Origin of the sequence: Moraxella sp. (genome assembly GCF_024227015.1) — a bacterium.
In the GTDB taxonomy this organism is placed as follows: Bacteria; Pseudomonadota; Gammaproteobacteria; order Pseudomonadales; family Moraxellaceae; genus Moraxella.
The window spans coordinates 1-12,691 of record NZ_JAAELD010000401.1; the positions used below are offsets into that span (position 1 = coordinate 1).

The 12,691-nt window shown below is 47.4% G+C and carries 11 protein-coding genes; 1 reads left to right on the forward strand and 10 read right to left on the reverse strand.

What is annotated here, in order from left to right; all coding sequences use genetic code 11:
- Window positions 1-92: 92 nt before the first annotated feature.
- From folC to GY683_RS09335, 8 genes are all read right to left on the reverse strand, one after another.
- Complete coding sequence (gene folC / locus GY683_RS09300; protein WP_297288458.1) at window positions 93-1,418, reverse strand: bifunctional tetrahydrofolate synthase/dihydrofolate synthase; 1,326 nt, start codon at window positions 1,416-1,418, stop codon at window positions 93-95.
- A gap of 76 nt (window positions 1,419-1,494) precedes the next feature.
- On the reverse strand, window positions 1,495-2,046 hold the full coding sequence (locus GY683_RS09305) for a DUF2059 domain-containing protein (protein WP_297288459.1): 552 nt from the start codon (window positions 2,044-2,046) through the stop codon (window positions 1,495-1,497).
- A gap of 48 nt (window positions 2,047-2,094) precedes the next feature.
- The gene (gene accD, locus GY683_RS09310) at window positions 2,095-2,985 is read right to left on the reverse strand and encodes an acetyl-CoA carboxylase, carboxyltransferase subunit beta (RefSeq protein ID WP_297288460.1); all 891 of its coding nucleotides are present in this window, start codon (window positions 2,983-2,985) and stop codon (window positions 2,095-2,097) included.
- A 114-nt stretch (window positions 2,986-3,099) separates the two neighbouring features.
- Window positions 3,100-3,933 (reverse strand): tryptophan synthase subunit alpha, encoded by an 834-nt coding sequence (trpA, locus tag GY683_RS09315; RefSeq protein ID WP_297288461.1) that lies wholly within the window; start codon window positions 3,931-3,933, stop codon window positions 3,100-3,102.
- A 543-nt stretch (window positions 3,934-4,476) separates the two neighbouring features.
- Window positions 4,477-5,685 carry a tryptophan synthase subunit beta gene (gene trpB / locus GY683_RS09320; RefSeq protein WP_297288462.1) on the reverse strand — a complete coding sequence of 403 codons (1,209 nt, stop codon included), beginning with the start codon at window positions 5,683-5,685 and terminating at the stop codon, window positions 4,477-4,479.
- 23 nt (window positions 5,686-5,708) lie between these two features.
- Window positions 5,709-6,458 carry an SDR family NAD(P)-dependent oxidoreductase gene (locus GY683_RS09325; protein WP_297288463.1) on the reverse strand — a complete coding sequence of 250 codons (750 nt, stop codon included), beginning with the start codon at window positions 6,456-6,458 and terminating at the stop codon, window positions 5,709-5,711.
- Between the two features lie 12 nt (window positions 6,459-6,470).
- Window positions 6,471-7,127 carry a phosphoribosylanthranilate isomerase gene (locus GY683_RS09330; RefSeq protein WP_297288467.1) on the reverse strand — a complete coding sequence of 219 codons (657 nt, stop codon included), beginning with the start codon at window positions 7,125-7,127 and terminating at the stop codon, window positions 6,471-6,473.
- A 15-nt stretch (window positions 7,128-7,142) separates the two neighbouring features.
- The gene (locus GY683_RS09335) at window positions 7,143-7,802 is read right to left on the reverse strand and encodes a DUF4230 domain-containing protein (RefSeq protein ID WP_297288464.1); all 660 of its coding nucleotides are present in this window, start codon (window positions 7,800-7,802) and stop codon (window positions 7,143-7,145) included.
- Between the two features lie 154 nt (window positions 7,803-7,956).
- Between GY683_RS09335 and GY683_RS09340 the strand changes: the two genes are divergently transcribed.
- Window positions 7,957-9,684, forward strand: coding sequence for a proline--tRNA ligase (locus GY683_RS09340; protein WP_297288465.1), 1,728 nt, complete (start codon window positions 7,957-7,959; stop codon window positions 9,682-9,684).
- 78 nt (window positions 9,685-9,762) lie between these two features.
- Here GY683_RS09340 and GY683_RS09345 read toward each other — a convergent pair whose 3' ends face one another.
- Window positions 9,763-10,818 (reverse strand): type I glyceraldehyde-3-phosphate dehydrogenase, encoded by a 1,056-nt coding sequence (locus GY683_RS09345; protein WP_297288466.1) that lies wholly within the window; start codon window positions 10,816-10,818, stop codon window positions 9,763-9,765.
- Window positions 10,811-12,676: an AAA family ATPase gene (locus GY683_RS09350; RefSeq protein WP_297288468.1), complete on the reverse strand. Its 1,866-nt coding sequence runs from the start codon at window positions 12,674-12,676 to the stop codon at window positions 10,811-10,813. The genes GY683_RS09345 and GY683_RS09350 overlap by 8 nt, the downstream gene beginning before the upstream one ends.
- Between the last annotated feature and the right edge of the window lie 15 nt (window positions 12,677-12,691).

A 12,691-nucleotide genomic window follows, 5' to 3' on the forward strand; every position in this document is an offset into this window, starting at 1 on the left:
AATGAATCTTAGTTTATGTCAATCAATCTTGTCATAAAACTACCATTTTAATTACAATTTATAACATAAGATTACAATTAAACCGTCTGCACCTAGTAGGGCTTGCCAAGCAATGACGTCAGCATCTCACCCACCGTATGGAATGAACCAAATACCAAGATAACATCCTGCGCAGTCGTGCAAGTTATCACAGCTTGGCTTGCTGTATTCAGGCTGTCATAAGTTGTGATATTGGGCTGCTCTAGATGTTGATTCATCAGTGTCAAGATGTCAGATAAGTCTGTGGCACGTGGATTATCAATGGCAGCAGTATGCCAATGCGCGATCGTGAAGAGGTCATCATTTAGAGTATTCTGAATCAAGTCGAATACGGCGCCAATGTCCTTATCACCAAGCATCGAAAAGACAACGTGCAGCTTAGCATCAGGATAAATCGCCTGATGGGCATGCCAATAAGGAACAAACTGCTCAAGCAAAAAAGCCATGCCGTGCGCGTTATGCGCCACATCGAAGAGCCACTGCCGATTAGCGATCTGTCTGTGATCAAAACGCCCTGCCAATGACGCATCACGCAGCCCCCAAGCGAAGTCCTCTTGGGTGATCTGTAGTGATGATGTCAAACACGCACTCACACCATTAACGGCATTTAATAGGGATAACTTTGGCTTGGGCAGCTTTAATGTGATGCCCTGCGACGAATAATACCAGCATTCTGCATCATCATGAAAATCATAATCCACACCGATTTGACTCGCCTTTGCATTTTTATCGCGGGCAGCTTCATACACGCTCTGCGGCAGCTGTCTTGCCCCAAGAACCACAGGAATGCCTTCTCGAATGATACCCGCCTTTTCAAAGCCAATCTTCTCAATGTCATCGCCAAGCCAATCCACATGATCAATGCCAATATTCGTAATCACCGCTACGTCTGGGTCGATGATATTCACGACATCAAGACGTCCGCCCAACCCAATCTCAAGCACCCACACATCACAGCTCTGCCCTTTAAAGACCAAAAAAGCCGCCAATGTCGTCATCTCAAAGAACGACAAAGTCAGCCCACAATCGATGCGCGCCTGCTCAACCTGCGCCAATGCATTCACCAATAACGGTTCATCTATATTCTGACCATCAATCACGATACGCTCGGTAAAAGACACCAAATGCGGAGACTGATATAAGGCAACTTTAAGCCCCGCCGCCTGACAAATCGCGCTGATGGTCGCGGTGGTTGAGCCTTTGCCATTTGTACCAGCTACCGTGAATACATAAGGTTTTTTTGTTAGGTCTTCTTTTAGTACACCCAAGCGTTTGGCAACGGGCAGTACACGCTCAAGCCCCATGTCAATGGCGGAAACGTGAATCCCTGCGATGTATTCTAGCCATGATGATAGGCTGTCTTGATTGGTCAAAGTCATGTTATTTTCGTCCACACAATAAACAAAACGCCTGCATGGCAAGCGTTTTTTGGCATTATATCACAACCGATTTGGCTTATTGGCGCAAAATTTTGCCGATTTTCTCACCCAGTTCAATAAATAGCGCTTTATTCTCGTCACTTTTGATAAAATCCTGACCCATGGCATTAGAATATGGCAACAACGCACGGGCGAATTGCTGTTGAACCTGAGCTTGTTTTTTGGCGATGGCACTGCCTTCTGGCGTTTCATAAAATCCAATTAAGGCGTCGATCTCTGCCTGAGTGTGGTTTTGGGCATAGGTGTTCACATAGGCATTCAAAGCCTGCTTTTTAAACTCAGGATGATCCCATAGTAGCTGCTTAGCAACCTCTGACATACTAGCACGAACCAGCTGCCGAACCTCCTCAAGCTGTGCTGGCGTCGCCTGTGGATTTTGTTTTTGGATGAGCACAACCATCATCTCACTCGCCGATAACACAAAAGAATCACGAAAAGTCTGCTCAAGAGTATCCTCAACGTGAGCAAGCTTCGCCAAATGCTCTATCGAAGCGCGGCTTGGCACCTCTGCAAACGCAATATTGGTCACACTCCAGGATAGAAGCGCTGCGATCATTAATTTCTTCATATAATCTCCAAATAAAAGCACCAATTCATCTTGGTGCTTTTTGTATCACTATGCGTTAGGCAGCTTGCTTAGCTTGCACAGTACACGATGTACGGTCTCAACCAGTTGATGACGATGTACGACCATATCCACCGTGCCTTTTTCCAATAAGAATTCTGCGCGCTGGAACGGCTCATCAAGCACCTCACGCACCGTCTGCTCGATCACGCGCTTACCGGCAAAGCCGATCATCGCCTTAGGTTCAGCGATATGAACATCGCCCAGCATGGCAAGGCTGGCTGTCACACCACCATAGACAGGATTGGTAAGCACGACGACATAAGGCACGCCAGCCAGACGCAGGCGCTCAATCGCTGCAGAGGTACGCGCCATCTGCATAAGCGACAGCAGGCCTTCTTGCATTCTGGCACCACCAGATGCAGCAAAACACACCAAAGGCTTGCGTTCCGCCAAGGCTTTTTCGGCAGCCAAAACAAATCTATCCCCAACCACAGAACCCATCGATCCGCCCATGAATTTAAAATCAAAAGCACAAGCGATCAGTTCTAGGTTTTTGGTTTTGCCCTGCATGACGATTAATGCTTCAGATTCACCCGTCGATGCTTGCGCCTCTTCCATGCGCTTAGGATAAGGCTTAGAGTCCACGAAATTCAATGGGTTGCCCGCCTGAAAATCTTGACCCAGCTCAGCATCCACACTGTCAAAGAACCAGTTAAGGCGCTTTCTGGCAGACATCGTTAAGTGATGATCACAATCAGGGCAGACATACTGATTAAAAATCAGCGAAGTATTGGTCGTCAAAGAATGGCAGTTTGGGCACTCAGTTGATGGCTCAGTGTCTACCGCAGATGGTGTGATGACTCGATCCTGCTTGATGCCGGGTACAGAGCGGTTCAGCCACACGGTTGGCTCTGCGATGGTTTCGGCTTGATTTGACATAAAAAATCCTATCTGGTGTAACTGTAAAATTTGATATAGTTTACACTTGTATTATTTATTTGGCAAATGAATTTTATGAAAGCGGCTTATTAAGCGACCTAAGCATTCAAATAATCAAATGCTATCAATCGCCGCACGCAGCTCATCCATCTTGGCAAGCAAATTGGCACGCGCTTGATCGATCGCTGCCTGATCATCCGCCGCCACACCAGCAAAATTCTTGACCAATTCACTGCCGACAATCACACCGTCTGCAAATTTTGCCACCGCTTTGGCACTCTCGCCGTCTCGTATGCCAAAACCTACGCACACAGGCAGGTCGGTGTCCACCTTTATTGCCCCGACTTGCTTGCCTACATCGTCCGTATCTAGGGCATTTGAGCCTGTTACACCCTTGACCGACACATAGTAGATAAAACCAGAGCCGTGTTCTAGTACCGCTTTTCGGCGTGTCGGCTCGGTCGTTGGGGCAAGCAAAAAGATTTGGTTGATGTCATGCTCGGCTAAGGCTTTGGCAAAATCGCCTGTTTCGTTGTTTGCCACTTCGTTGGGCGGTAAGTCCACCATGAGTAAACCATCCACGCCATTGGCTTGGCACAATTTCAAAAATTCGCCATAGCCGATAATCTCAATGGGGTTTAGGTAGCCCATCAGTAACACAGGCGTTGTGGTGTTGGTTTTGCGAAACTCGCCCACCATGTCAATCGCTTGGCGTGTACTGGTGCCACCTGCCAATGCTCGCTCGCCAGCTAGGGCAATGGTTTGACCGTCCGCCATGGGATCAGAAAACGGCAAGCCAATCTCAATCACGTCCGCCCCGTGAGCGACAAGGCGGTGCATTAACTCCACTGTAACGCTTGGGGCCGGGTCGCCTGCCATGATGTAGGGTATTAGGGCTTTTTTGTTTTGCTGTTTTAGGGTGGCAAAGGTTTCTTGAATTCGGGTCATCATTTATTCCTATTTAAAAATTTCTAATGGTAAATTTAATAAACGATAATGTTGATTATCATATTACAATTAAATTTACATGATTAATTTGCGAAAGTTAAAATAGCATATTGATTTTAACCTATTTCATACTTTTCTTTAATTCACGCATTTTTGCCGCAGCATTATCAAAATCTTGTTTTGCTTGATTGATGATGTTATTCATTTCTTGTTGTATATGTAAATCCATGATTTGACAATCTTTTTGATTGTGCCAAGATTTGATTTTTTTTCATAACGTTTTTAAAAACAGATTTTGGCAAATTTTGACGTTTTGATGTTAAAAATAACACCCAATCCTGCTCATGCTTGTTATCGCCATTGCTGATTGGGATTAAATGCTCTAAATGCCCACTTCGTTTAATAATCTAGCAATCACAATACGCACAGCGATGATGAAAAATTGCCAAATCTGCCGTTTATCACTGGTTGTGGGACAGCCAAAATGATTTACAACAACCTTCACCCAATGGCATTTTTTGCTCTTGTCGGGGTCATGGATATTTAAATCTCAATCCCGTCAATACTCATCACCGTATGCAAATCCTTATCGCCACGCCCTGATAAGTTGATGATGATAGATTTGTCCTTGCCGAGCGTTTTTGCAAGTTTTAGCCCATAGGCGACCGCATGCGAGCTTTCTAGGGCAGGGATAATGCCTTCGGTTTTGGTTAGGATGCGAAAAGCTTCTAGGGCTTCATCGTCATTGATGACAGGGTAATTGACACGCCCAGCGTCCTTTAAAAAACTATGCTCAGGGCCCACACCGGGGTAGTCAAGCCCTGCCGATATGCTGTGCGTGTGCAAAATTTGACCGTCATCGTCCGCCATAAGGTAGGTGCGATTGCCGTGCAACACGCCCACACGCCCTGCATTTAGGGGGGCAGAATGCTCGCCTGTGTCAATGCCGTGTCCGCCTGCTTCTACGCCATAAATCGCCACGTCATCGTCATTTAAAAACTCATAAAACAGCCCCATGGCATTAGACCCACCACCCACGCAAGCGACCAATGCGTCAGGATTTTTGCCTTCTTTTTCAAGGTGTTGCATTTTGGCTTCACGCCCGATAATCGCCTGAAAATCACGCACCAGCACAGGATAAGGGTGCGGGCCTGCCACCGTGCCGATGACATAATAGGTGCTGTCCACGTTCGTTACCCAGTCTCGCATGGCTTCGTTCATCGCATCTTTTAGGGTGCGTGAACCTGACGTTACCGCCACGACTTTCGCCCCAAGCAGTCGCATTCTATACACGTTCATTTTTTGGCGTTCCACATCGTCCGCCCCCATATAGACCACGCATTCCAAGCCTAGACGAGCGGCGATTGTTGCCGTTGCCACGCCATGCTGACCTGCCCCTGTCTCGGCGATGATACGCTTTTTGCCGACCATTTTGGCAAGTAGGGCTTGACCGATGGTGTTATTGACTTTGTGAGCCCCTGTGTGGTTTAGGTCTTCTCGTTTTAGATAGATTTTGGCACCGCCTGTCTCGTCTGTTAGACGTTTGGCAAAATATAGGGGCGTGGGGCGACCAACATAATTGACCAAATCATCATGAAATTCTGCCCAAAATTCAGGGTTGTTTTTGACCGATAAATAAATGCGTTCTAGCTCTTCTAATGCACTCATCAAGGTTTCGGACACAAAACGTCCGCCATGAATGCCAAAATGACCTGTGGCGTTGGGGTATTGGGTAAAATCGGTATTACTCATCTTCTTCTCTTTTAATGAATTATTTAGCCTTTATGGACCGTAAGACCCGCGAAAGTCTGCGCCGTTGGCATGACTTCCAAGCGGTTTATGTTGATATGTTTGGGCTGATTGATCAGCCATAATACCATATTACTGATGTCTTGTGGGCGGATAAATTCCACATTCTCATAGACCTTGCTCGCGCGCTCATCATCACCGTGAAAGCGCACATTACTAAACTCTGTATCGCCGCACAACCCAGGCTCAATGTTGGTTACTCGCACATTCTTACCAATCAAATCAGCACGAAGATTAAGGCTAAACTGCGTCACAAAGGCCTTCGTCGCGCCATAGACATTGCCACCAAAATACGGATAATTACCCGCAATCGATGAGATGTTAATAATCAGTCCGTCATTCTTTGCTACCATATTCGGTAATATCTCATGCGTGATATTAACCAGTCCAAGTGTATTGGTGTTAATCATCGTCTGCCAATCGCTCATGCTCGCCTTATCAGCAGAATCTAGCCCCAACGCCAGCCCTGCATTATTAATCAGCACATCGATGTTTTGTCGTAGTTCGGCTGGCAGGCTTTGTAAAGCGGCTTTTGTCGCGGATATGTCACTAACATCAAAGCATAGCGGAATAAAATTATCGCCAAGCTCGTTTTTTAGCTCATCAAGTTTATGCTGGCGGCGACCTGTGCCAATGACAGTAAGGCCGTTTTTAATGCAATCAATGGCAATTTGTCTGCCAAAGCCTGCCGTAACACCTGTGATTAGAATATTCATGGGTTTTCCTTATTATGATGGGTTAATTCTGGCATGGTCGATAAATTTGCTCATTTTCTCAGCACATTTTACCCCTTTTGCTTTCTCGATGCCACCGCTCACATCCAGCCCGTACAGACGATTGGCAAGCTCATCATGCGTTATGCTTGCGACATTATCAGGGGTTAGCCCACCTGCCAAGATGATGGGTAGCGGTGAATTGGTTGGGATCTTTGTCCAGTCAAAGGCCTGTCCCGTGCCGCCAAATTTATCAGGATGATAAGCATCCAGCAGAACACCGCTGGCACCATGCGCTTTTAATTCGTGGATTTGTGTAAGTAGGCTCTCAGCCGTGTCGGATTCTTGTACTCGGATTGCCTTGTACCAACGTTTTTCGGTAAGATTGGCAAGTCTTTGGCAGTCTGCCGCGGTCTCATCACCGTGAAATTGCACCACATCGAAAGGCACGGTGTCACTAAGGCGCATGAACTCATCTTCTGCCATGTTAACAACGAGCGCCACAACATTCATAAAAGGCGGTAAATCTGCCACCAAACTGCGTGCAGCAACCATATCCACATATCTAGGACTTGGCGGATAGAACACCAAGCCCACCGCATCCACGCCAAGCGCTACCGCCGCCTTTAGATCCTCACTTCTGGTAAATCCACAGAATTTTACTTTCATTATTATCCTTAGTTATCTCTAGCTCTTCGATGGTGCTTGACACGCGCCTGCGCCCTGACTGACCACATCAACGGTCGCACCCGTCAGCACAAACAGACCCTTGATTTGCTCAGCGGCATTATTCGCCGCCATGGTCATGACATCGCCTTTACAGGCTTTTTTTAGCACTTCGTTTTTTGCTGACAGCTGGGCTTCGCTGAGAATTTTTGGATCATTGTCCACCACACCAAAAAGCCCTGTCTGCCAGTCATACACTTCAATATCATCTAGATACACAGCGAAGACTTCTGACGGTGGCACACTGACCGTAACATGTGTCACAGGATCGCCCTGCGAATCGGTGCGCTGAGCCACTTGCACCATCTCGGCAGAGATTTTTGACAGGTCCACACCAGCCAATACGCGCCCATGCGCCACAAACAGACCCTTTTGCTCATCTTGCCACAGCTTCTGCCAACTGCCTTCTCTGCTGGCGGTGATGACCGTATCGACAGAGAACGCCACCGATTGTAACCGTGACAGCTTCTGGATGTCTGTAATGATGCCATCACGGGTCACGGCATGAACATCGGCTTCGCTCTTGCGATCATATAATGCCTTGACAAATAATACCGTCGCAATCAACAAAACCACCACAAGCGCCGCATGGAAGAAAGTTAACTTTGAAGTGTTCGCCATAATGCCATCCAACCAATGAATTTAGTGAGAAATTTAACATAAATATAAGGATGATGTGTAATTTTTTCAAAATTTTTAAAATTTAAGTTGCATAACGGGTTAAATTTGCCGTAAGATAACCTATTTTATCAAAATTGTATCGTTAAGGGTCATCATGAAAGCCAGCCAATTTACCTTTGCCACCTTAAAAGAAACGCCAAGCGATGCTGACATCATCTCAAGCCAGCTCATGGTGCGAGCGGGTCTGATTCGTAAACTTGCCTCAGGTCTGTATGTCTGGATGCCGGCAGGTCTGCGCGTCCTTAAACGCGTCGAGAAAATCGTCCGCGAAGAGATGGAGCGCATCAATTCTCAAGAGCTTTTGATGCCTGTAACACAACCTGGTGAGCTATGGCAAGAGTCTGGACGCTGGGAAGATTATGGTGCAGAGCTGCTGCGCTTTAAGGACCGTCACGGTCGTGATTTCGTTCTAGGTCCAACGCATGAAGAAGTCATCACCGACATCGCGCGTAACGAACTAAAAAGCTACAAGCAGCTGCCTGTGACCTATTATCAAATCCAAACCAAATTCCGCGATGAAATCCGCCCTCGCTTTGGCGTGATGCGTGCGCGTGAATTTACCATGAAAGACGCTTACTCATTCCACATCGACAAAGACAGCCTTGCAGACACTTACCAAGACATGTACGACGCTTACAGTCGCATCTTTAGCCGCCTTGGTCTTAATTTCCGCGCGGTACAGGCTGACACTGGCTCGATTGGTGGTTTTGCCAGTCATGAGTTTCACGTTCTGGCTGACAGCGGTGAAGATGACATCGCATTCTCGAGCGAATCGGACTTCGCTGCCAACGTTGAGCTGGCTGAAGCGATCTGCACAGATGAGCGTGCTGCACCCACCGAAGAGCGCCGCGATGTCGCTACGCCAAACATGCCAACATGCGAAGAGGTGGCCGAACATCTGGGCATTCCACTTGCTAAGACAGTCAAGACGCTCATCGTCAAGGGTTCATATTCAGAAGATACGCCAGACATGCCAAAATTGGTGGCACTCATCCTACGCGGCGATCACACACTTAATGAGATCAAAGCTGAAAAAATCGCTCAAGTCGCCACACCGTTCGAGATGGCAAGCGAAGAAGAAATCAAGGCTGCCGGTCTTATCAAAGGCTACATTAGTGCGGATTTGGCAGAATTTAACATCCCTGTATTCGTTGATCGAAGCGCTGCTGCCTTATCAGACTTCGTCTCTGGCGCCAATGCGGTCGACAAGCACACCGCAGGCATGAACTGGGAGCGTGACGCTGCCATTACTGCTGTCGTGGATATCCGAAACGTCGTCGATGGCGACCCAAGCCCAGATGGCAAAGGCGTCATCTCTATCAAGCGCGGTATCGAGGTTGGTCACATCTTCCAATTGGGCGATAAATATTCAGAAGCCCTAGGCTGCAAAGTCCTCGGCAAAGAAGGCAAACCAGTCACGCTGATGATGGGCTGCTATGGTATTGGCGTAAGCCGCATCATTGCTGCCGCCATCGAGCAGAACCATGATGACAATGGCATCATCTGGGCAGACACGCCAAATCCTGATGACAACATCGCACCATTTAGCGTTGCCATCGTGCCAATGCGCTCAAAAGACGGCTCAGCTGAAGCCAAAGCTGACGAACTATACAACACCCTAAAAAATCAAGGCGTGAACGTTCTATTAGATGATCGCGATGAACGTCCTGGCGTGAAGTTCGCTGATCTTGAGCTAATTGGAATTCCACACCGTATCGTAGTCTCTGAGCGTAATCTAGCCGAAGGCAAATACGAATACGTCAAACGTGACAATGGCGAGAAAGTCATGCTAAGCTTAGATGAGCTACTTGCCAAGTTCTAAGTAGCGATAATAAAAACAGGCTTAAATAATAAGCCTGTTTTTTATTTGATTCCAATCCAATAACGTCAAATTTCTCAATCAAGCATCAGCCAATATAACACACATCTCAAGCAAGCGATTTGCATATCCCCATTCGTTATCATACCACGCGAATATCTTAATCTGCTCACCTGACTGCATGATTTGTTCTGCATCGACCACCAATGAGTGCGCATCACCAATAAAATCACTCGACACCAAAGGCTCATCGGTATAGCCCATGATTCCTTTTAGCTTGTCATTACTTACTGATCTTAGAAATTGCGCCACCGCATCAGCATCGATGGACACTTTAAATGTACAATTGACATCAATCGCCGCCACATTGATGGTTGGCACGCGGATGGAGTAACCGTTAATTTTGTCTTTTAGGAATGGTAGCACGCGTTCGGTTGCGTTGATGCTGCTTGATGTGGTTGGGATGATGTTATGCCCTGATGCTCGTGCACGCCTTAGATCGCGGTGCGCTTGATCAAGTACATTCTGATCTGCGGTGACCGCATGAATCTCCGTCATCATCACACTCTGGATACCGAACTGCTCATCCAACACTGACAGGAGCGGCACCAACGCCTGAGTGGTACAAGAGACGCCCGAGATGATGGGTAGGTTGCGATTTAGCAGATGATCATTCACACCCAATACAATGCTAGCATCAACCTCATCAAAAGGTGCAGCACCGACAATCACCTGGCTTGCGCCCGCTGTGCGATGGCTTGAAGCATCCTGATATGAGCGGAATCTGCCTGTGCATTCTAGCACCACATCAACAGATAAACCTTGCCAAGGCAAATCCTTTGGGCTGCTTTTGTTTAATAACAAAATGCGCCACTCATCGCTCCCTCTGGATAATACCAGCCAAACATCCGCATCCTCATAAGACAGGTACGCCTGAACTTGTAATGATGACAGCCTGCCATGCGCACTGTCAAATTTTAATAAATGAAGCAATGCTTCTGGCTCTGCCACATCGTTGATGGCGATGATGTCGATATTGGTAAATTTATCGGTGTTTTTTAAGAAGGCGCGTAGGACATTACGCCCAATCCGTCCAAAGCCATTGATCGCTAAGCGAATTTTATTAGAATTAGTCATTCTTATTCTCGCTCACGTCATCGCCCTTATCTTTGGCTTGCTTATCGATGAATATCAACGCAAGACGCACGACATTATAATCATAACCCAACATCTCCACCATAGGGCGAAGCTTCACCCCATCCACAAATTCGCCCTGCGCTTCTAGCTTCTCATAGGCCAAAGCCACCGCCTGCAACTTCTCATCATCTGGCCGTATGTGATCGCAGTCTAATTCGCCATCCATCTCATGCAGCTGAGCAATGTGATTGATGACGGTTGAGACGGCGAGACTGCGCTCAGCTGAGATCTCGCCCACATCCAGTCCTGCCTCGAGTAATTTTCTCGTCTCCTGGAGTGTCTCGCCTGCTTGTTTTTTTGGCTTGCCCAGATGGACAGCAGGAATGTCATTTTCTTTGATGTGTTCACGTCTGGCGATGGCTAATTTGTGGGCGGCGATGCGTTTTTCATTAGCCATGATGATGTCCTTGCGGGTGATGCCATCACAAATCTCGATAAAGGTGTTATGAATCTTCATGAGCGTCTCATCATCTAGACTGGCAAATTTTGCCTCTTGCTCGGCGGCGATTTCTTGTAATCGCTTATCCACTCGGAACACCCATTCATCCAGTAGTAGGCTTTTTTTGTTGAAGCCTAAGAGCTTTAGTCCGTCCAATGAGCGCAGGCGTGACAGCGCCACATAACCCTGCCCCATCTCAAAGGTGCGCGACAGATCGATCTCGGCAGCATCCAAGGTCATGCCTTGGGACTTATGCACCGTAATCGCCCAAGCCAAGCAAAGCGGTACTTGGGTGTAGCTTGCAAGCACTTCCCCTTCATTATTCTCCATCATCCAATCTTCTGGCTCAGCGATGACCTGACGTCCGTTATTTAGGCGCACCACAGGATAAGTGCCAACAGCGCCTGATCCTAAAGGACTCTCATCATCAATCAATGACGTAAAGTCTATCACCTCACCCATGGTGCCATTCGAGACGGCAAGGTTTGGGTTATTCTTCACAAACATGACCTTCGCGCCTACTTTTAGGCTTAGCACATCGGGCGCACGAACACTTTTTTTGAGAGAATCCACCAAGATCTTATCGCCTGTCGTCATGGCATGAAATTCTTGGGCATCACCCTCTATCTTGGCGATCTCAGATTCATTAATCTCATCAACATTGGCATTATGCGTGTATAGTCGCGTGCGACTCATGGCGATGTCGTTGCGCTCGGTCGCTCGCAGCGTACTGATGGCGGCGTCGGTGACTTCTTGGCGGCGGATTTGATTTAAGATATCATTTAACGACAGTCCAAATCGCTCGGCTTCATCCTGAGAATTCTGACGATGCTGCTCGGTGAGATAGCACACTTGAAAATTCGCCTCAAGCCAAGCCTTAGCCATGAAGGCAAATTTCTCTTTATTGGTTTCGCCTTTTTTACCAACAGGGGGTAACTGGAAAAAATCCCCCGAGAAAATCACCTGAACACCGCCAAATGCCTGATTGTCCTCACGCAGCGACTTTAAGATGTCATTAAGCAGATCCACCTGCTTGGTGTGCAGCATGGAGATCTCATCCACGATGAGCACCTTGGCGTCCTTAATGCGTTCATAGACCACCTGACGGGATTTTAGACGTTTAAAATCCCCCGCCTCAAAGCTGTCTTTGATGCCCATGCCAGACCACGCGTGGATGGTCATGCCATTCATGTGCGTGGCTGCTATCCCCGTGCTTGCCGTGATGGCGACATGAATGCCACGCGCGCGCAGATAGTCAATGTATTGATTAAGAATATAGGTCTTGCCCGCCCCTGCTTGACCTGTCAAAAAGACGTTTTGCCCTGTTTTTAGTATGTCTAATGCGGTGGATTGTTTCATGAAATGGGTATCAAA

Excerpts from the sequence above, each read along its gene's own strand:
- GY683_RS09350 (WP_297288468.1), bottom strand. The coding sequence starts at position 12,676 with ATGAAACAATCCACCGCATTAGACATACTAAAAACAGGGCAAAACGTC.
- accD (WP_297288460.1), bottom strand. The coding sequence starts at position 2,985 with ATGTCAAATCAAGCCGAAACCATCGCAGAGCCAACCGTGTGGCTGAAC.
- GY683_RS09340 (WP_297288465.1), top strand. The coding sequence starts at position 7,957 with ATGAAAGCCAGCCAATTTACCTTTGCCACCTTAAAAGAAACGCCAAGC.
- GY683_RS09305 (WP_297288459.1), bottom strand. The coding sequence starts at position 2,046 with ATGAAGAAATTAATGATCGCAGCGCTTCTATCCTGGAGTGTGACCAAT.
- GY683_RS09335 (WP_297288464.1), bottom strand. The coding sequence starts at position 7,802 with ATGGCGAACACTTCAAAGTTAACTTTCTTCCATGCGGCGCTTGTGGTG.
- trpB (WP_297288462.1), bottom strand. The coding sequence starts at position 5,685 with ATGAGTAATACCGATTTTACCCAATACCCCAACGCCACAGGTCATTTT.
- trpA (WP_297288461.1), bottom strand. The coding sequence starts at position 3,933 with ATGACCCGAATTCAAGAAACCTTTGCCACCCTAAAACAGCAAAACAAA.
- GY683_RS09325 (WP_297288463.1), bottom strand. The coding sequence starts at position 6,458 with ATGAATATTCTAATCACAGGTGTTACGGCAGGCTTTGGCAGACAAATT.
- GY683_RS09345 (WP_297288466.1), bottom strand. The coding sequence starts at position 10,818 with ATGACTAATTCTAATAAAATTCGCTTAGCGATCAATGGCTTTGGACGG.
- folC (WP_297288458.1), bottom strand. The coding sequence starts at position 1,418 with ATGACTTTGACCAATCAAGACAGCCTATCATCATGGCTAGAATACATC.